14 protein-coding genes are annotated in these 20,504 nt (G+C 64.6%); 6 read left to right on the forward strand and 8 right to left on the reverse strand.

Going from position 1 to position 20,504, the window contains the following annotated elements:
* Positions 1-100: 100 nt before the first annotated feature.
* On the reverse strand, positions 101-2,035 hold the full coding sequence (locus P0D84_RS07670; RefSeq protein ID WP_408334359.1) for an ATP-binding cassette domain-containing protein: 1,935 nt from the start codon (positions 2,033-2,035) through the stop codon (positions 101-103).
* A gap of 135 nt (positions 2,036-2,170) precedes the next feature.
* On the opposite strand from P0D84_RS07670, the gene P0D84_RS07675 reads away from it, so the two are divergent.
* Positions 2,171-2,650 carry a glutathione peroxidase gene (locus P0D84_RS07675; protein ID WP_408334362.1) on the forward strand — a complete coding sequence of 160 codons (480 nt, stop codon included), beginning with the start codon at positions 2,171-2,173 and terminating at the stop codon, positions 2,648-2,650.
* Positions 2,651-2,812: 162 nt separating this feature from the next.
* On the opposite strand, the gene cls is transcribed toward P0D84_RS07675, so the two are convergent.
* The 6 genes from cls to dapC all read right to left on the reverse strand — a co-directional run bounded on the left by cls (position 2,813) and on the right by dapC (position 8,973).
* Positions 2,813-4,252 (reverse strand): cardiolipin synthase, encoded by a 1,440-nt coding sequence (cls, locus tag P0D84_RS07680; RefSeq protein ID WP_408334365.1) that lies wholly within the window; start codon positions 4,250-4,252, stop codon positions 2,813-2,815.
* 29 nt (positions 4,253-4,281) lie between these two features.
* Positions 4,282-5,166: a 50S ribosomal protein L3 N(5)-glutamine methyltransferase gene (prmB, locus tag P0D84_RS07685; protein ID WP_408334368.1), complete on the reverse strand. Its 885-nt coding sequence runs from the start codon at positions 5,164-5,166 to the stop codon at positions 4,282-4,284.
* Between the two features lie 19 nt (positions 5,167-5,185).
* Positions 5,186-6,325: a succinyl-diaminopimelate desuccinylase gene (gene dapE, locus P0D84_RS07690; RefSeq protein WP_408334371.1), complete on the reverse strand. Its 1,140-nt coding sequence runs from the start codon at positions 6,323-6,325 to the stop codon at positions 5,186-5,188.
* A gap of 107 nt (positions 6,326-6,432) precedes the next feature.
* Positions 6,433-6,798: an ArsC family reductase gene (locus tag P0D84_RS07695; protein ID WP_408308691.1), complete on the reverse strand. Its 366-nt coding sequence runs from the start codon at positions 6,796-6,798 to the stop codon at positions 6,433-6,435.
* On the reverse strand, positions 6,798-7,625 hold the full coding sequence (gene dapD, locus P0D84_RS07700) for a 2,3,4,5-tetrahydropyridine-2,6-dicarboxylate N-succinyltransferase (RefSeq protein ID WP_408334375.1): 828 nt from the start codon (positions 7,623-7,625) through the stop codon (positions 6,798-6,800). Before dapD ends, P0D84_RS07695 begins: the two co-directional genes overlap by 1 nt.
* Positions 7,626-7,707: 82 nt before the next feature.
* Positions 7,708-8,973, reverse strand: a complete 1,266-nt coding sequence (gene dapC / locus P0D84_RS07705; protein WP_408334378.1) for a succinyldiaminopimelate transaminase — start codon at positions 8,971-8,973, stop codon at positions 7,708-7,710.
* 430 nt (positions 8,974-9,403) lie between these two features.
* Here dapC and P0D84_RS07710 point away from each other — a divergent pair, with 430 nt between their 5' ends.
* From P0D84_RS07710 to def, 5 genes are all read left to right on the forward strand, one after another.
* Positions 9,404-10,390 (forward strand): DMT family transporter, encoded by a 987-nt coding sequence (locus P0D84_RS07710; protein ID WP_408334382.1) that lies wholly within the window; start codon positions 9,404-9,406, stop codon positions 10,388-10,390.
* Between the two features lie 150 nt (positions 10,391-10,540).
* Positions 10,541-14,059, forward strand: a complete 3,519-nt coding sequence (gene smc, locus P0D84_RS07715) for a chromosome segregation protein SMC (protein ID WP_408334385.1) — start codon at positions 10,541-10,543, stop codon at positions 14,057-14,059.
* Positions 14,060-14,176: 117 nt separating this feature from the next.
* Positions 14,177-15,430, forward strand: a complete 1,254-nt coding sequence (locus P0D84_RS07720) for a cell division protein ZipA C-terminal FtsZ-binding domain-containing protein (RefSeq protein WP_408334388.1) — start codon at positions 14,177-14,179, stop codon at positions 15,428-15,430.
* Between the two features lie 165 nt (positions 15,431-15,595).
* A complete protein-coding gene (gene ligA / locus P0D84_RS07725; RefSeq protein WP_408334391.1) occupies positions 15,596-17,662 on the forward strand; it encodes an NAD-dependent DNA ligase LigA in 2,067 nt (688 codons plus the stop codon).
* Entirely contained in the window at positions 17,659-18,192 is a 534-nt protein-coding gene (def, locus tag P0D84_RS07730; RefSeq protein ID WP_408334394.1) for a peptide deformylase, read from the forward strand. Before ligA ends, def begins: the two co-directional genes overlap by 4 nt.
* Positions 18,193-18,336: 144 nt before the next feature.
* On the opposite strand, the gene P0D84_RS07735 is transcribed toward def, so the two are convergent.
* A complete protein-coding gene (locus tag P0D84_RS07735) occupies positions 18,337-20,502 on the reverse strand; it encodes a pseudouridine synthase (protein ID WP_408334397.1) in 2,166 nt (721 codons plus the stop codon).
* Between the last annotated feature and the right edge of the window lie 2 nt (positions 20,503-20,504).

A 20,504-nucleotide genomic window follows, 5' to 3' on the forward strand; every position in this document is an offset into this window, starting at 1 on the left:
CGAAGCCGCGGACGATGACGCAACTGAAGCCGCGGACGAGTTCACGCGTGACAAGAGCTACCTCCGATCGATGCCGGCGCGGTTGAGCAACAGCCTGCCGCTAGCCGATTTGTTCGAGTTCCTCGTGAATCTCGAGCCATTCGGCTTCGAGCGCATCGAGGCGCGCGTTCACATCTGCCTGACGGCGGATCGCCTCCGTCAGCCTGCTTTTCTGCTCGGGCTCGTAACTCGCCGGATCGACGACGAACGCATCGAGCGTCGTCTTCTCCGCGTTGAGCGTGTCCATTTCCTTCTCGATCTTGTTGATGCGGCTTTGCAGCGGCTTCTTCAGATGCGCAAGCTTTTGCCGCGTTTCCGCTTCGAGGCGACGCTGCTCCTTGCGATTGACGCCGCCGTCCGCGCTCTCCGCGCCGTTCGATGACGTGCCCGCTTTCAGCGCCGCGCGTTGTTCCGCGGCATGTTGGAGCAGCCAGTCGCGATAGTCGTCCAGATCGCCGTCGAATTCCTGCAGACGGTGTTTGGCGACCAGCATGAACACGTCGGTGGTGGCGCGCAGCAGATGCCGGTCGTGCGACACCAGAATCAGCGTGCCCTCGAATTGCGCGAGTGCCATGGTCAACGCGTGACGCGTTTCGAGGTCCAGGTGGTTGGTCGGCTCGTCGAGCAGCAGCAGATTCGGTTTTTGCCAGATGATCAGCGCGAGCGCCAAACGCGCTTTTTCGCCGCCCGAGAAGGGGGCGATCTTCGCGGTCGCCATTTCGCCGGAAAAGTTGAAACTGCCGAGGAAGTCGCGCAATTCCTGTTCGCGCGTATCCGGCGCAAGACGCGCCAGATGTTGCAGCGGCGTGTCGTCCGGCCGCAAGGTTTCGAGTTGATGCTGCGCGAAGTAACCGATGCGCAGACCCTTGCCTTCGCGCACATGGCCACCGAGCGCTTCGAGCGTGCCGGCGAGCGTTTTGATCAGCGTCGATTTGCCCTGACCGTTCGCACCGAGCAGGCCGATGCGCTGGCCGTTCTGGATCGACAGCATCACATGGTCGACGATCGGAATTTCGCCGTCTGCACCGTGATAGCCGCACCGCACGTCTTCCATCACCATCATCGGATTCGGTGCGGAATCGGGCGTGCGGAATTCGAAGGTGAATGGCGAAGACGCATGCGCCGGCGCGATCAGCTCCATCTTTTCGAGCGCCTTCACGCGGCTCTGCGCCTGGCGTGCCTTGGTGGCCTGCGCCTTGAAGCGGTTGATGTAGCTCTGCAAATGCTCGACCGTGCGCTGTTGCTTTTCATACGCGCTTTGCTGCAACGCGATCTGTTGCGCGCGCAGTATTTCGAACTGCGAGTAGTTGCCGCCGTAACGCTTGATCTGTTGATGCTCCAGATGCAGCGTGACGTTGCAGACGGAATCCAGAAACTCGCGGTCGTGCGAGATCACGATCAGCGTGCCCGGATAACGGTGCAACCAGTCTTCGAGCCAGACGATCGCGTCGAGATCCAGGTGGTTAGTCGGCTCGTCGAGCAGCAGCAGATCGGAGCGGCACATCAGCGCCTGCGCCAGATTCAGCCGCATGCGCCAACCGCCCGAGAAACTGCTGACCGGTTCGCGCGTTTGTTCGAGCGTGAAGCCGAGGCCGAGCAGCAGCGCTTCGGCGCGGGCGGGTGCGGTGTAGCCGTCGGCGTCGGCGAATGCGGCGTGCGCTTCGCCTTCGGCGGCGCCGTCATGCGCGGCTGAGGCTTCGGCGATGCACGCTTCGATCGCGCGCAACGCGGCGTCGCCGTCGAGCGTATAGGCGAGAGCGGTCTTGTCCGCGGCGGGCGTTTCCTGCGCGACGTGGGCGATCTGCCAGTTCGGTGGGATAGAGAAATCGCCGCCGTCGGCGTGCAGTTCGCCGAGCAGCACGGCAAATAGCGTCGACTTGCCCGCGCCGTTGGCCCCCACCAGGCCGGCCTTCTCGCCCGGGTTGAGGGTGAACGTGGTGTTTTCAAAGAGCGGCTTGGTGCCGCGCGCGAGGCTGAACTGGTTAAAGCGGATCACGAAGAGGCCGGCTGGAGAAAAACGCTATTTTAGACTGCCGGGGCTGACACCGGGCACTCAGCCCGGATCGGCCATTCGGCCGACTGTACCGGCGAAGCTTTTGGCATAGACTGACGGCTTTCACGGGGAGAGCACATGACATCAATTTATTCGTTTTCCGCACGTACGCTCGGTGGCGAGGAAGTGAGCCTCGAGCGCTATCAAGGCAAGGTCTTGTTGATCGTCAACACGGCCAGCGAATGCGGCTTCACGCCGCAGTACGCGGGTCTGCAAAAGCTTTACGACACCTACGCGGCACGCGGACTCGCGGTGCTCGGTTTTCCGTGCAACCAGTTCGGTAAGCAGGAACCGGGTGACGCCGCGCAGATCGGCAGCTTCTGCGAAAAGAATTACGGCGTGACCTTCCCGATGTTCGACAAGATCGATGTGAATGGCGCCAATGCGCATCCGCTGTTCCGCTATATGACCGGCGAGGCGCCGGGCTTGCTAGGGCTCGAGGGGATCAAATGGAACTTCACCAAGTTCCTGATCGGCCGCGACGGCAATGTGGTGAAGCGCTATGCACCGTTGACCAAGCCCGAGGCGATTACCGAGGACATCGAAAAGCTGCTGTAACGGGTCGCGGAGCCGGGAGTTCCGCTCGGGCCCGGAGGCTGGAATCAGTGAGCGGTCGGGAGCCAGCGTCCGAACCCGGATCCGAACTGATGCCGATGCCGATGCCGATGCCGGTGCTGTGCCGGCGCGGATGCCGCCTTCAGCGGCTCAGCAGCGGTGCGGCTACAGAATCGGCGAGAACAACCGCGCCACGTGCATCAGCACGCGCCGCAGCGCGCTTGCCTGACGGTACTCGTTGCGGTCGATTTCGAGCGAATCCGCGAAGTCCTTGAGCAGCATCGTTTCGACATCCTTGGCAAAGCCGCGGTCCACGGTCAGCACCATGATCTCGAAGTTCAGCCGGAACGAGCGGTTGTCGAGATTGGCGCTGCCGATTGCCGCTGCCACGCTGTCGATCAGCACGACCTTCTGATGCAGGAAGCCCGGCTGGTAGCGGAAGATCCGGATGCCCGCGCGCAGCGAGTCGTACGCATACAGTTTCGAGGCGGCGAACACCACGCGGTGATCGCGCCGGCATGGAATCAGAATGCGCACATCCACGCCGCGCAGCGCCGCCAGCCGCAACGCGGCGAACACGGCTTCGTCGGGCACGAGGTAAGGCGTGGTGATCCAGATGCGCTCGCGTGCCGCGTTGATCGCCTCGACGAAGAAAAGCGAGCAGGTCTCCTGCCTGTCGGCCGGACCGCTCGGCACCACGAGGCAGTGCATGCCACCTTCGGTTGGCTGGAAAGCGGGCATGTCGAACTCGGGCAGTTGCTGGGTCGCCCAGTGCCAATCCTCGGTGAACACGAACTGGATGCTGGCCACGGCCGGGCCGCGCACTTCGATATGCGTATCGCGCCATGGCGACAGAGGTGGTTTGCCGCCGAGATATTCGACACCGACGTTGTGGCCGCCGACAAACGCGCGTTCACCGTCCACCGAGACGATCTTGCGGTGGTTGCGGAAGTTCAGCTGCAGGCGGTTTACAAAGCGGCGATTGGTGGCGAACGGGTGGGTCTCCACGCCGGCCGCCCGCAGCGCCGCCACGTAACGGTGTGGCAGATCGAAACTGCCGATGCTGTCGTACAGGAAGTAGACGCGCACGCCTTGCTGCGCTTTCGCGATCAGCGCGTCTTTGAGCATTTCGCCGAGCGCGTCGTCGCGCACGATGAAGAACTGCACGATCACGTATTTGCGCGCGCCTTCGATCGCTTCGAAGATCGCCTCGAAAGTCGCGGCGCCGTTCACCAGCGTGCGCACGGCATTGCCCGGCAGGAACGGCATGCCACCCAGGCGCGTGAGCGAATGCACGAGCCTCCCGCCCAGCTCCTGCGTAGGCAGCCCCGCGGAGGAAGCCTGCGTGTCCCATTCCGGAGGATGGGCGCGCGTCCGCAGCAATTCGTTTTCGACACGGCGAGCGTCGGCGTAACCCTGGAATTTGCTGCGGCCGAGGAACAGGTACGGCACCAGCGTCAGATACGGCATGGCGACCAGCGACACGGCCCACGCGATCGCGCCTTGCGATGTGCGCGTGTTCAGAATCGCGTGGCACGCCGCAACCACGCCGAGAATATGGGCGAGGGCGACGAGCGAGCCGATATGAAGCAGGTCGAATTGCATAGGCGATCCGGCGGTCCGGCGATAAAACGTCAGACCGGCAGATCCGCGGCCTGAATCAGGAACACGTTGTCATCGCCGGCGCTCGTCGACAGCCAGACCAGATCGAGGCCGCCGAATGCCGCTTCGACGTTCGCGCGCTCGTTGCCGATCTCGACCACCAGCACGCCGTCGTCGGTCAGCCAGTTGCGCGCCTCCGCAATGATCCGGCGCACGATGTCCATGCCGTCCGCGCCGCCTGCCAAAGCCATGTCCGGCTCATGCTTGTATTCGGCGGGCAGATCCTGCATCGAGGTGGCGTTTACATACGGCGGATTGCTGATGATCACGTCATAGCGGCGCTCGGCGAGCGGCGCGTACAGATCGCCTTCGAAGAGGGCGACACGGTCGTCGAGCCGGTAGTCCGCGACGTTGCGCGTGGCGACTTCCAGAGCGGGCGCGGAAAGGTCGACTGCGTCGATATCCGCGTTCGGGAATGCGTGCGCCGCGAGGATCGCAAGGCAGCCGGAGCCGGTGCAGAGTTCGAGCACGGCGCTGACCTGTTCGGGATCTTCGACGTACGGCTGCAGGCCGTCCTGCAGCAACTCGCCGATGAACGAACGCGGCACGATCGTGCGTTCGTCCACGTAAAAGCGGAAGCCGTGCATCCACGCTTCCTGCGTAATGTAGGCCGCCGGCACGCGCTGGCTGGCGCGGCGCTCGATCACGTTCAGCACGGCGTCGATTTCAGCCGCGGAGAGACGCGCGTCGAGAAACGGCTCCAGCAGATCGAGCGGCAGATGCAGCGTGTGCAGTATCAGATAAGCGGCTTCGTCGTAAGCGTTGGCCGAGCCGTGGCCGAACGACAACTCGGCCTGGTTGAAGCGCGACACCGCAAAACGCAGCAGGTCACGGACGGTGGAGAACGGGAGCGTCATCGCGGAAATTCCTTGGGGGTCAGGCGATCAATTGTTCGAGCACGCGGCGATACACGTTTTTCAGCGGCTCGATGTGTGCGACTTCGATATGTTCGTCGATCTTGTGGATGCTGGCGTTCAGCGGGCCGAATTCGATCACCTGCTCGCAGATGCGGGCGATGAAACGGCCATCCGAGGTGCCACCGGTGGTCGACAGTTCGGTCGTTACGCCGGTTTCGTCCTTGATCGCTTTAGCCAACGCGTTCGACAGGTCGCCGTGCGGTGTGAGGAACGGCAGGCCGCTCACGGTCCATTGCAGGTCGTATTCGAGCTGGTGCTTGTCGAGGATCGCATGCACGCGCGCCTGCAAACCTTCCACCGTGCTCGCCGTCGAGAAGCGGAAGTTGAACATCACGTCCGCATGGCCCGCAATCACGTTGGTCGCGCCGGTGCCGGCATGGAGGTTCGACACTTGCCAGGTGGTGGGCGGGAAGTACTCATTGCCGTCATCCCAGCGTTCGGCGACCAGTTCGGCCAACGCGGGCGCGAGCAGGTGCACCGGGTTTTTCGCCAGATGCGGATAGGCGATATGGCCTTGCACGCCCTTGACGATCAGCTTGCCCGACATCGAGCCACGCCGGCCATTTTTCACCATGTCGCCGAATTGCGCGCTCGAGGTCGGCTCGCCGACGATGCAGTAGTCCATGCGCTCGCCGCGTGCCTGCAACGCTTCCACGACCTTGACGGTGCCGTCGGTAGCGGGGCCTTCTTCGTCGCTCGTAATCAGGAATGCGATCGAGCCGCGATGCGCGGGATGCGCCGCGACGAATTCCTCGCTTGCCACCACGAAGCCGGCGATCGACGTCTTCATGTCCGCCGCGCCGCGGCCATAGAGTTTGCCGTCGCGATGGGTCGGCTCGAACGGCGCCGAATGCCATTGTTCGAGCGGACCGGTCGGCACGACGTCCGTGTGGCCGGCGAACGCGAGGAGCTTGCCGCGCGTGCCGTCGACGCCGCGTTTGACGGCCCACAGGTTGGTCACGCCGTTCGATTCGATCGTCTCGTGCTCGAAGCCGAGCGCGGACAGGCGTTCGATCAGGAGGCGCTGGCAATGCTGGTCGTCGGGCGTGACAGACGCGCGCGCGATCAGTTGTTCGGTAAGGACGAGGGTGCCGGACATGGATTCAGTACAAGCCACTTTGAAATGAAAAAATGCCGGCTGGCGGTGGGACACCGCAGCCGGCAACAGCTTTTGAGCAACGCGGCGAGGCCGCGTTTTACAGGCAATCAGGCAAACAGCGCTTCGTATTCGTCTGCCGCAAAACCGAGCGACTTGACCTTGCCGTTGACCACCAGCACCGGCCGCTTGATCACCGAAGGCTTATGGATCATCAACGCGATCGCGCCCGACTGCGTATCCGCGGCCGCTTTCATGTCGTCGGACAGGCCGCGCCACGTGGTGCCGCGACGGTTCAGCAACGCGTCGAGCTTCACGTCTTTCAGCCAGTCCTGCACCAGCGGCTCGGTCACGCCGTGCTTCTTGAAGTCGTGGAACTCGAACTCGACGCCGTGTTCTTCCAGCCACACACGAGCCTTCTTCACCGTGTCGCAGTTCGGAATGCCGTAGACCACGGTCTTGGTGCCGCGTGCCATCAGTCGCCTCGCAGCAGCTCGTTCAGGCCGACCTTCGCGCGCGTCTTGGCGTCGACCTTCTTGACGATCACGGCGCAGTAGAGGCTGTGCGAGCCATCTTTCGACGGCAGGTTGCCCGCCACCACGACCGAACCCGCCGGAATGCGGCCGTACGACACTTCACCGGTTTCGCGGTCGTAAATCTTGGTGCTCTGGCCGAGGTATACGCCCATCGAGATCACCGAGTTTTCTTCGACGATCACGCCTTCCACCACTTCCGAACGCGCGCCGATGAAGCAGTTGTCTTCGATGATGACCGGGTTGGCCTGCAGCGGCTCCAGCACACCGCCGATGCCCACGCCACCCGACAGGTGCACGTTCTTGCCGATCTGCGCGCACGAACCGACGGTGGCCCACGTATCGACCATCGTGCCTTCGTCGACGTAAGCGCCGATGTTGGTGTACGACGGCATCAGCACGACGTTCTTCGCGATGAACGAGCCGCGGCGGGCGATGGCGGGCGGCACCACGCGGAAACCGCCGGCGGCGAAGTCTTCAGCGGTGTAGTTGGCGAACTTCGACGGCACCTTGTCGTAGAACTGGGAGTAGCCACCAGCCGGCATCGGCGCGTTGTCTTCCAGGCGGAACGACAGCAGCACGGCTTTCTTCAGCCATTGATTGACGATCCAGTCGCCGTCTTTCTTTTCGGCCACGCGCAGCGCGCCCTTGTCCAGTTGTTCGATGGCGTGGGCGACGGCTTCGCGCACCTCGGCCGGCGCGGCCTTCGGCGACAGGTCGGCGCGGTTTTCCCAGGCGGTATCAATGATCTGCTGAAGTTGTTGCGACATATGCGTGTTTTTCTGAAGAGTTGAAGTCTGAAGAAGGGAATGCGGTGCGCGGGGTTGCTGAATATGAAAATTCGCGAAAAACTCAGCCCGCGAGCGCGCGGCAAAAATCGACGATCCGTTGTGCGCCTTGCGTGCATTCGTCGACGTCGGCGACGAGCGCCATGCGCACGAAATTGCGGCCGGGGTTCACGCCGTGCGCAGTGCGCGCGAGAAACGAGCCCGGCAGAACCGTCACATTATAGTCGGCGTAGAGGCGCTGGGCGAACTCGGTGTCCGACAGGCCGGTGCGCGAGACGTCCGCCCACAGGTAGAACGCGGCGTCCGGCAGGCGTACGTCGAGCACCGCGGCGAGCATCGGCGTGACGGTGGCAAACTTCTGCACATACTTGGCGCGGTTCTCGCGCACGTGTGTTTCGTCATTCCAGGCCGCGATGCTGGCATTCTGAAACACCGTCGACAAGGCCGCGCCGTGGTATGTCCGGTATAGCAGGAAGTCTTTCAGAATCGCCGCGTCGCCCGCCACGAAGCCCGAGCGCATGCCCGGCACGTTCGACCGTTTGGACAGGCTCGACAGCATCACGAGCCGCTCGAAGCCACGGCCGAGCTTGTGCGCGGCTTCCAGGCCACCCAGCGGCGGCTTGGTCTCGTCGAAGTAGATTTCCGAGTAGCACTCGTCCGACGCGATCACGAAGCCGTAACGGTCCGACAGCGCGAACAGTTCGCGCCAGTCGTCGAGCGTGAGCACGGCACCGGTGGGATTGCCCGGCGAGCACACGTACAGCAGCTGCGTGCGCGCCCAGATGTCCGCCGGAACCGCCGCATAGTCGCAGGCGAAGTTGCGCGCCGGGTCGCTATTCACGAAGTACGGCTGCGCGCCGGCAAGGATCGCCGCGCCTTCATAGATCTGGTAGAACGGGTTCGGGCAGAGTACGATCGCAGGCTCGCCGTCGGCATGGCGCGCAGTGTTCCGCGCGTTGTCCTGCGCGTTGTCCTGCGCGTTGTCCTGTTTAGGGTCGATGACCGTTTGTGCGAGCGCAAAAAGCGCCTCGCGCGAGCCCGACACCGGCAGCACCTGAGTGGCAGGATCGACCGGCGGCAGGTTGTAGCGCTGCGTCACCCACGTCGCAATCGACTCGCGCAGTGCCGGCGAACCGATCGTGGCCGGATAGGCCGACAATCCGCCGAGCGAGGCGATTACCGCGTCGCGAATCAGCGCGGGCGTGGGATGTTTCGGTTCGCCGATGCCGAAGCTGATGTGCGCGAGGCCGGCCGGCGGCGTGACGTCCTTGAAAAGCGCACGCAGCTTTTCGAACGGATAGGGATGAAGGGAGTCGAGTAGCGGGTTCACTGGGCGGATCGAGCCTGATCGAAGAGGGCGCAGACGGATGCAGGGAAATGCCGGGCACGCGCGCTGACGGCAAAACACCTAAAGACGCTAAAACGACGGCAGCGGCGGCGAGCGAGTGATTATAGCGCGAGCCCATTGCAGCGGCGCCAGGCGTGTAAGACGCGGCGCAACCCGCCAGGCAGCGCAGGCAATGCGACGCAGCGGGAACGACGCGAACCGCAGACGGTTCGCGCAAAAAAGAAGCAGGAGCAGCAATGTACGCAACAGCAACGGAGACATCCACACGATCTGGGCAACGCGGGCAGCGGGGGCCGCTCGGGCAATTCGAACGAGTCGGACTGCCCGGACGAAGCAGCCACAAGAACTTCACCGTCGGCAAAGCCGGCAACCCCGCCCGCACGAGCAGCCACCGCCGCGGGAGCCTCGCATCATGACCAACTGGCTTCGCAATGGCTGGCCTACTCTGGCGATCATGCTGGGCGCCTCGGTGTGGGGGGTGATCTGGTACCCGCTGCGCATGCTGAATGCGCTCGGCGTCACCGGCACGGCGGCGAGTGCGCTGACGAGCGGCGCGGGTTGCCTGTTCGTCCTGCTGGTGCGACATCGGGCACTCAAGACCGTGCGCTGGCACTGGCTGCTGCCGGCCCTGGCGCTGGCCGCGGGCATCACCAATCTCGGCTTCGTGTGGGGTTCGATCCACGGCGAAGTGATGCGCGTGCTGCTGCTGTTCTATCTCACCCCCGCCTGGACCGCGCTCTTCGCGCACTTCATCCTGCACGAGCGGCTGACGTGGGCGGGCGGGGGCCTCGCCGCGCTCTCGCTGGCCGGTGCGATGACCATGCTGTGGTCGCCGCAACTGGGCCTGCCAGTGCCCGGCAACCTCGCCGAATGGGCCGGACTGGCGGGTGGCATGGGCTTCGCGATGAGCAACGTGCTGATCCTCAAGACGAGCCGCGTGCTGCCCGGGATGAAACCGGAAATGCGCACCGCGACGATCTTCGGCGGCGCGGCGATTTTCAGCGCCTTGGCCTCGCTGTTCGAGGCGATGCCCGCACCACCCGCCGGCGCGCATCTCAACACGGCCGCGCTACTGGTGCTTGGCCTCGGTTTTCTGCTGGCGTCGAACAATATGCTCGTGCAGTATGGACTGTCGCGCGTGCCGGCCAATCGGGCTTCGATCATCATGCTGTTCGAGATCGTGGTCACGGCCTTGTCCGCGTGGCTCCTGGCCGGCGAGACGCCGGGCCCGCGCGAATGGGCCGGCGGCGCGTGCATCGTGCTGGCGTCGGTGCTGTCCAGTTGGGTGCACCGGACCCGTGCCTTGCCGCCTGATCCGGCCAATCAGGATGCGGGTCTTCACGACGATGGCGGCGCGGACCGTAAGGACGGTAAGAACCGCTCACGCGCGATGGTATGATTGCCCCTCATTAGCCGGCGCACGCTTGATTGCGTTCGCCTGGCGCCCGTATCGCGGGGGTTCGCGGGGCCGTTTCGCTGCATCGGCGAACGGCTGGCGCGGCCTTCACGAGCCACCTTTTATTTTCCCTTTTCAAACAGCGAAATCGCCGTGCGTCTGACCTCGATCAAACTCGCTGGCTTCAAGTCATTCGTCGATCCCACGCATTTCCAGGTACCGGGCCAGCTCGTCGGCGTGGTCGGACCGAATGGGTGCGGCAAGTCCAACATCATCGACGCCGTGCGCTGGGTGCTCGGCGAATCGCGCGCTTCCGAGCTGCGCGGCGAGTCGATGCAGGACGTGATCTTCAATGGCTCGACCGCGCGCAAGCCAGGTAGCCGCGCCAGCGTCGAACTCGTGTTCGATAACGCCGACGGCCGTGCCGCCGGGCAGTGGGGGCAGTATGCCGAAATCGCCGTCAAGCGCGTGCTGACGCGCGACGGCACCTCGAGCTACTACATCAACAACCTGCCGGCGCGCCGCCGCGACATCCAGGACATCTTCCTCGGCACCGGCCTCGGGCCGCGTGCGTACGCGATCATCGGGCAGGGCATGATCGCGCGCCTGATCGAGGCGAAGCCGGAAGAGCTGCGCGTGTTCCTCGAAGAAGCCGCGGGCGTGTCGAAATACAAGGAACGCCGCCGCGAAACCGAGAACCGCCTGCACGATACGCGCGAGAATCTGATTCGCGTCGAAGACATCGTCCGCGAACTCAGTGCGAATCTCGAGAAGCTCGAGGCGCAGGCGATCGTTGCGACCAGATACAAGGATTTGCAGGCCGACGGCGAAGAGAAGCAGCGTCTGTTGTGGCTGTTGCGCAAGAATGAAGCCGGCGGCGAACAGGAGCGCCAGCAACGCGCGATCGAACAGGCGCAGATCGACCTCGAAGCGCAAACCGCGAAGCTGCGCGAAGTCGAGGCGCAACTCGAAACACTGCGCGTCGCGCATTATTCCGCTAGCGACGCGATGCAGGGCGCGCAAGGCGCGTTGTACGAGGCGAATTCTGAAGTCAGCCGGCTTGAGGCCGAAATCAAGTTCATCGTCGAATCGCGCAACCGCGTGCAGGCGCAGATCGCTGCATTGACCGCGCAGCGTGAACAGTGGCAGTCGCAAGCCCAAAAAGCGCAAGACGATCTCGAAGACGCTGAAGAACAACTCGCCGTCGCCGAAGAAAAAGCCGTGCTGGCCGAAGACGAAGCCGCCGCCAAACATGATGCGATGCCGGCGCTGGAAGCGCGTTGGCGCGACGCGCAGACCGAACTGAACGCCGAGCGTGGCGGTATCGCGCAGACCGAACAGGCGTTGAAGCTCGAAGCCGCGCATCAGCGCAATGCCGATCAGCAATTGCAGCAGTTGCAGCAGCGTCACGAGCGGCTGAAGTCGGAAGCGGGCGGACTGGACGCTCCCGACGAAGCGCAACTCGAAGAGCTGCGCATGCAGCTCGCCGAGCACGAAGAGATCCTGCATGACGCGCAAACGCGCCTCGCCGACGCTCAGGAAACTCTGCCGCGTCTGGACGGCGAACGCCGTGGCGCGCAGGAGCGCGTGCAGTCGGAAAGCGCCCAGATTCATCAGCTCGACGCACGCCTTGCCGCGCTCAAGCAGTTGCAGGAAAACGTCCAGACCGAAGGCAAGATCCAGCCGTGGCTTGAAAAGCACGAGTTGAACGGCCTGCCGCGTCTGTGGAAGAAGCTGCATGTCGAAGCCGGTTGGGAAGCCGCGCTCGAAGCGGTGCTGCGCGAGCGCCTTGCGGCTCTGGAAGTGTCGAACCTCGACTGGGTCAAGGCGTTCGCTACCGACGCGCCGCCCGCCAAGCTCGCGTTCTACGCACCGCCGGCAGCCGGTCAGCCGGTTGCTACGCCGCCGGCCTTGCGTCCGCTGCTGTCGCTGGTTCGTATCGACGATGCGGGTATTCGCGCCGTGCTGAACGACTGGCTCGGCCTCGCCTTCGTCGCTGACGATCTGCAACAGGCGCTCGCCATGCGCGCGCAATTGCCGGAAGGCGGCTCGTTCGTCGTGAAGGCCGGCCACGTGGTGACGCGTGTCGGCGTCCAGCTGTATGCCGCCGACTCCGAACAGGCCGGCATGCTGGCCCGTCAGCAGGAAATCAAAAACCTGACGCGCCAGGTGCGTGCGCAAGCCTTGCTCGCCGATGAGGCGAAGGCCGCCGCGATCCGCGCCGAAGCCGCGCACACGCAAGCCGCACAAGCATTGACCGATGTCCGTCAACAGTCGGAGCGCGCGACGCAACGCGTGCACGCATTGCAGATGGACGTGCTCAAGCTCGCGCAAGCGCATGAGCGTTACACGCAGCGCAGCACGCAAATCCGCGAAGAGCTGGAAGAAATCACCGCGCAGATCGAAGAGCAACGCGCTTTGCGTGGCGAATCGGAAGCGAACTTCGAGCGTCACGATTCCGAACTCGCCGAATTGCAGGCGCGTTTCGAAGATCACCAGATGGCCTTCGAAGCACTCGACGAAGCGCTCACCGCCGCGCGCGCCCAATCGCGCGATCTCGATCGGGGCGCCACCGACGCGCGCTTCGCCGCGCGCAACATGGCGAACCGCATCGACGAATTGAAGCGCAGCATCCAGGTCTCGCACGAGCAGAGCGAGCGCGTTGCCGGCTCGCTGGAAGATGCGCGCGCCGAGCTGGAAACGATCAACGAGCAAACCGCGCATACCGGCTTGCAGGACGCGCTCGATATCCGCGCGGTCAAGGAAGAAGCGCTGCACGCCACGCGTCTCGAACTGGACGACCTGACCGCCAAACTGCGTGCCGCCGACGAAACCCGTTTGACGGCCGAGCGTGCGCAGCAACCGCTGCGCGACCGCATCAACGAATTGCAGTTGAAGGAACAGGCCGCGCGCCTGAACGGCGAGCAGTTCATCGAGCAACTGGCCGCAGCCGGCGTCGATGAGGCGGAGTTGCAGGCCAAGCTCACGCCGGACATGAAGCCGTCCTACCTGCAAGGCGAAGTCACGCGGATCAACAACGCGATCACCGCACTCGGCCCGGTCAATATGGCCGCGCTCGACGAACTGAAGGCGGCGACCGAGCGCAAAACGTTCCTCGATTCGCAGTCGGCCGATCTGAACAACGCGATCGAAACGCTCGAAGACGCGATCCGCAAGATCGACGGCGAAACGCGTACGCTGCTGCAAGGCACCTTCGACGAAGTGAACCGTCATTTCGGCGAGCTGTTCCCGCGTCTCTTCGGCGGTGGCCAGGCCAAGCTGATCATGACCGGCGACGAGATTCTCGACGCCGGCGTGCAGGTCATGGCGCAGCCGCCGGGCAAGAAGAATTCGACGATTCACCTGCTGTCGGGCGGCGAGAAGGCATTGACCGCCACCGCGCTGGTGTTCGCGATGTTCCAGCTGAATCCCGCGCCGTTCTGTCTGCTCGACGAAGTGGACGCGCCGCTCGACGACGCCAACACGGAACGCTTCGCGAACCTCGTGCGCGCGATGTCGGACAAAACGCAATTCCTGTTCATTTCGCACAACAAGATCGCGATGGAAATGGCGCAGCAATTGATCGGCGTGACCATGCAGGAGCAGGGTGTATCGCGGATCGTGGCCGTCGACATGGAAACGGCTGCGGGTTTCGCCCAGAATATCGGTTAGGTTTTCGTTTAGGTTGAGCATCGCGGGCGCCCGCGTTCAGCGCAGCGGCCATCGGCCGCGCGACACGTGGGGCGGGCGCAGAGCCGCGCAGACAGAAGAATTGCTGATGGAGCATGCATGGACGAGTTGACACTCGGTTTGATCGGCGCGGGTGCCGTAGTGGTCGGGGGCGTGGTCGTGTACAACGCATGGCAGGGCGCGAAGGTGCGCCGCAAGATGCCGCGTCCCATGCCGGCCGACACCGCCGAAAGCTTCGCGCGGGACGATCAGGAGGAACAGAGCCCGTTTATCGAACCGGCCAGGCCGACCACGCGGCGCGAGCCGGTCGTGGGTTCGGACGCGGCAGGGGAAACCGCGGCGGCGCGCGTCGAGCCGACTTTTGGCGCCACGGCGGCGCCGCTCGATACGCCGGCCGATATTCAGGCCGAGACGACTACGCCGAACGGCTATCCGGAAGCGGAAGGCGTTGCTGAAGCCGAGGGCGGCCACGCCGCAGAGTCCGACGAACCGGTTGAGCCGATTTTGCCCGCCGCTACGACGATTTCGTCGGCGCCGCCGGCCATCGTCGATCGGCGCATCGACTGCATCGTGCCGATTCGCCTGAACGGCCCGGTGGCCGGCGACAAGGTGATTCCGCTCGCGCAGCGTCTGCGCCGCGCCGGCAGCAAGCCGGTGCATATCGAAGGCAAGCTCGAAGGCGGTGCGTGGGAACTGCTGCAAAACGGCGCACGCTACGAAGAGTTACGCGCGGCCGCGCAATTGGCCAATCGGAGTGGGGCGCTCAACGAGCTGGAGTTCTCGGAGTTCGTGACCGGCGTGCAGCAGTTTGCCGATGCGCTCGACGCGTCGCCGGAATTTCCCGACATGCTCGAAACGGTCGCGATGGCGCGCGAGCTCGACGGCTTCGCCGCGCAGTGCGATGCGCAACTGTCGATCAACGTGCTTTCCGACGGCGCGCCGTGGTCGGCCAACTATGTGCAAGCCGTCGCGTCGCAGGACGGCTTGCTGCTCTCGCGCGACGGCACGCGCTTCGTCAAGCTCGACGCGAAGCAGAGCCCGGTGTTCATGCTGCAATTCGGCGACACCAATTTCCTGCGCGACGACCTGACCTACAAGGGCGGCCAGATGATTACGCTGGTGCTCGACGTGCCGGTCGCGGACGAAGACATCCTGCCGTTCCGCCTGATGTGCGACTACGCGAAATCGTTGGCTGAGCGTATCGGCGGACGGGTGGTCGACGACGGGCGCCGTCCGCTGCCGGAGACCGCGCTGCTGGCGATCGAAAAGCAGCTGATGACGCTCTACGCGCGGCTTGAACAGGCGGGGATTCCGGCGGGTTCGCCGGCTACCCGGCGTTTGTTCAGCCAGTAACGGCCTGGCTGTGTCATGCATGACCCAACGGCCGCGCGATGTGCGGCCGTTGACGTTTCTGGCGCGAGGACGACGCTTGAAACTGGCCTATTCGGCCGATGTAAAGGGGCACGCTTTCCTGCGATAATCCTCTGTCTGAATTTCACTGAAGAAGCTTCCGACAGCATGGCCCGAACTCCCGCCTCAAACCTTGCAACCAGCGCTCCGGCAGAGCGGGCCGCGTGGCTGCGCGCGGAACTTGAACGCGCCAATTACGCGTACTACGTGCTCGACCAGCCGGACCTGCCGGACGCGGAATACGACACGCTATTCAAGGAGCTCGAGCGCATCGAGACGGAGCATCCGGACCTGATCGTGCCCGATTCGCCCACTCAGCGCGTGGGCGGCGAGGCGTCGAGCGGTTTCGAGCCGGTCGTGCACGATCAACCCATGCTCTCGCTGAACAATGGCTTCGCGGATGAAGACATCGTCGCGTTCGACAAGCGCGTCGCCGACGCGCTCGGCAAGACCGCGAGCGAACCGGCGGCACCGGTCGATTACGCGGCTGAGCTGAAGTTCGACGGCCTTGCCATCTCCCTGCGTTACGTCGACGGCACGTTCGTCCAGGCGTCCACGCGCGGCGACGGCGCCACCGGCGAGAACGTCACCGAGAACGTTCGCACGATCCGTTCCATTCCACTCAAGCTCAAGGGCAAGCGCGTGCCGCATGTGCTCGACGTGCGTGGCGAAGTGCTTATGTTCAAGCGCGACTTTGAACGCTTGAACGAGCGCCAGCGGGCCGCTGAGCAGCGGGAATTCGCCAATCCGCGCAACGCCGCGGCAGGCAGTCTGCGGCAGCTCGATTCGAAGATCACCGCGCAGCGGCCGCTGTCGTTTTTCGCTTATGGAATCGGCGTGCTCGAAGGCATCGAGATGCCGGCCACGCATAGCGAGCTGCTGGACTGGTACAAGGAACTCGGCTTGCCGGTGAATGGCGAGCGGGCGGTAGTGCAAGGCGCCGAGGGCTTGTTGGGGTTTTTCCACACGGTAGGCGAGAAGCGCGACAAGCTGCCGTACGACATCGACGGCGTCGTCTACAAAGTCAACCGGCGCGACGAGCAGGATGCGCTCGGCTTTGTCTCACGCGCGCCACGTTTCGCCCTGGCGCACAAATTTCCTGCACAGGAAGCGCTGACCAGACTCGTCGCGATTGACGTGCAGGTCGGCCGTACCGGCGCGATCACTCCGGTTGCGCGGCTGGAGCCGGTGTTCGTCGGCGGCGCGACGGTGACGAACGCGACGCTGCACAATGAAGACGAAGTGCGCCGCAAGGATATCCGCATCGGCGACACGGTGATCGTGCGGCGCGCCGGCGACGTGATTCCCGAAGTGGTGAGCGCGCTGCTCGAGCGCCGCCCGGAAGACGCCCGTGAGTTCGTCATGCCCACGCAATGCCCGGTGTGCGGCTCGAGCATCGAACGTCTGCCGGACGAGGCGATTGCGCGCTGTACGGGCGGCCTATTTTGTCCGGCGCAGCGCAAGCAGGCGCTGTGGCACTTCGCGCAGCGGCGCGCGCTGGATATCGACGGGCTCGGCGAAAAGATCATCGATCAACTCGTCGAGCAGAATCTGGTGCGTACGCCGGCCGATCTGTTCAACGTCGGCTTTGCGACGCTTGCCGAACTCGACCGCTTCGCCGAGAAGTCCGCGCAGAATCTGCTCGACTCGCTCGAAAAAGCCAAACACACCACGCTCGCGCGCTTCATTTACGCGCTCGGTATCCGGCATGTGGGCGAATCGACGGCGAAAGATCTGGCCAAACATTTCGGCTCGCTGAATCCGATCATGGATGCCTCGGTCGAGGAATTGCTGGAGGTGAACGATGTGGGTCCTGTGGTGGCCGAGTCGATTCATCAGTTTTTTGCCGAAGAGCACAACCGCACGGTGATCGAGCAACTCCGCGCGCCGGGCAAGGTCACCTGGCCGGAAGGACCGCCCGCGCCAAAGGCGCCGCAAGGCGTGCTGGCCGGCAAGACGGTCGTATTGACCGGCACCTTGCCGACGCTCGCCCGCGAAGAGGCGAAAGAAATGCTCGAAGCGGCCGGAGCGAAGGTCGCCGGTTCTGTGTCGAAGAAAACGGACTACGTCGTGGCGGGGGCCGAAGCGGGCAGCAAGTTGGCGAAAGCCGAGGAACTCGGCATCCCGGTACTCGACGAAGATGGTATGCGTAAGCTCCTGGAGGGGCAGTTATGATCCGCGAAATTCTCAAGATGGGCGATCCGCGCCTTTTGCAAATTGCCGATCCGGTCGATCACTTCGACACACCCGAACTGCATGAGCTCGTCAAAGACATGTTCGAGACCATGCACGACGCAAACGGCGCGGGGCTCGCCGCGCCGCAGATCGGCGTCAATCTGCAGGTGGTGATCTTCGGTTTCGGGCACAACGAACGCTATCCGGATGCGCCGCCGGTGCCGGAGACCGTGCTGATCAACCCGACCATCACGCCGGTGTCGCTGGATATGGAAGAGGGCTGGGAAGGCTGCCTGTCCGTGCCGGGTCTGCGCGGCGCGGTAAGCCGGTTTTCGATGATCAAGTATCACGGCTTCGACCAGTACGGCAAGCCGATCGATCGTGTCGCCGAGGGCTTTCACGCGCGTGTCGTGCAGCATGAGTGCGACCATCTGATCGGCAAGCTGTACCCGATGCGGATCAACGATTTCGCGAAGTTCGGCTTCACGGAAATCCTGTTTCCGGATATGGACCCGAATAGCGACGACTGAGGCCGTATCGCGGGCTGCGGCGTATGCATTGTCGTGTGCGCCGCCGGCATAAAAAAACCCACGTTTTCACGTGGGTTTCTGGTTGGGCGAGTGTCACGGTGCGGCACCGTGAGTTTTCGCTGTTTGAGCGTCAAGCTCCCGGCATCAAAACGACTCGTCCGCCGACAGATAGCGCCATTGGCCCGGCGGCAATGCGCCCAGCATCACCTGGCCCATCCGCACGCGCTTCAGGCCGATCACTTCGAGGCCGACCAGTTCGCACATCCGGCGGATCTGGCGTTTCTTGCCTTCGCGCAGCACGAAACGCAGTTGCTCGCCGTTTTGCCAATTGACCTGTGCGGGTTTCAGCGGCACGTCGTCGAGCGAGAGGCCGTGGCACAAGAGCGCGAGGCTTTCCGGCGGGAAGTGGCTTTCGACGTCAGTGGTGTGCTCGCCGAACGACACGCGCACCAGATACTCCTTGTCGATCTCCGAATGGCCGCCAATCAGCTGCTTGGCGATGCGGCCGTCCTGCGTCAGCACCAGCAAGCCCGTCGAATCGATGTCCAGGCGCCCGGCCGGTGCGAGCTGGCGCAGATGCGCGACCGAGAAGCGGATGTCGGAACTGTCGCCTTCCCAGCGATTTTCCGGCGTGACCAGCGTGATCGCCGGTTGATAGCCGTCTTCGGCCTGGCCCGATACGAGGCCCACGGGCTTGTGGATCAGGACCGTCACCTGGCTCGCTTGCGCGGCCTCGGCAGCCGGGTCGATCTCGATGCGCTGGTCCGGGCGAACCTTGGTGCCGAGCGTGTCGATCCGCTCGCCGTCGACTAGCACCCAGCCTTTTTCGATCCACTCGTCCGCTTCGCGGCGTGAGCACAGGCCGAGTTCCGACATCAGCTTGGACAGGCGCAGGGTGCCCGGTGCGTCTTCGTAATCGCGGCGTGGCGTGCGCGGGGCGTCATCGGCGTCGCGTTCGGCTCTGTCTGCCGATGCTGGGCCGCGCGGTTTGTCGGCACGTGCGGGGCGATTGTCATCGCCAAAGCGGCGGCCGGCGGCCGGCAGTGCCTTGTCGAAACTGCGAGCCGGGCGTTCGCCCCGCTCGGTACGTTCGTTACGTTCGCCGGCACGCGCTGGGCGGTCGCCGAATTCACGTTTGGCCGGTGCCCGTTCGCCGCGATCGTCGCGCGGTGCGCGCGCCGGACGGTCCGTGCGATCGCCGTAGCCGCTTTTGACGGGTTTCGCGAAAGTACGCTCACCCCCCCCGGACGAGTTGCGCTCGCCTTCGAAACGGCGCGGTGCGCTGTCGCCGCGCGGCCCGCGCTCGCCGCTACGGCGTTCTTGCGGGGCGCCACGGTCACTGCCGAAGCGCGGCCGATCCGAGGCGTCGCGCGCCGGACGCTCGCTGCGCGGTCCACCTTCCGACGGACGGCCTGCACCCGGGCGCGGGCCGCTGAACGAGCGGCGTTCGCCGTCGTCACGGCGCGGGGCGCGGTTGCCTTCGAAACTGCGCGGGGCGCGGTCACCGCGATCCGTGCTTCCTTCGGATCGGCGCGGGGCGCCCTGGCTGCGCTCGCCGCCGCCTTCAAACCGGCGTGGAGCGCTTTGGCCGCGGTCGCCGTCTGCGCGACGCGGAGCGCGTTCGCTGCTGCCTTCAAATCTACGAGGCACACGCTCACCATCGTCCCGACGCGGAGCGCGATCACCAGTGCCTTCAAACCGGCGCGGCGCACCTTGGCTGCGCTCACCATCAGCGCGACGCGGAGCGCGTTCGCTACGTTCGCCGCCACCCTCAAACCTCCGGGGCGCACGCTCACCATCGTCCCGACGCGGAGCGCGATCACCAGTGCCTTCAAACCGGCGCGGCGCGCCCTGGCTGCGCTCACCATCAACGCGACGCGGAGCGCGTTCGCTACGTTCGCCACCACCCTCAAACCTCCGGGGCGCACGCTCACCATCGTCCCGACGCGGAGCGCGCTCGCCGCTGCCCTCAAACCGGCGCGGCGCACCGCCGGCCCCTTCGCGCCTAGGCGGCCGATCCGACGGCGCCCTGCGCGCACCGCCAGCATCGCGTTCGCGGGAAAACGATCCTTCAGCCCGTGGCGCACGCGCACCGGTGCCCGCCGGCTTACCTGCTCCAGCGGGCCGCTTGCCGCCGCCACCCGCTGCGCCAGCGCCTTCACCCCGCGCCCCGCTAAAACCCGCCGTCGACGTGGACGGGTTCGGCCCGGCCGGGCGTGTCGGCTTACGCGCCGAGATGCTTCCGGTACGGACAGGGGCGCGTTCGGACGAAGCCGGCCGCGGGTGCTTGGCTGTTAATTTGACTCGCATGA

This window comes from Paraburkholderia sp. RL17-337-BIB-A, assembly GCF_046025895.1.
Classification (GTDB): domain Bacteria; phylum Pseudomonadota; class Gammaproteobacteria; order Burkholderiales; family Burkholderiaceae; genus Paraburkholderia; species Paraburkholderia fungorum_C.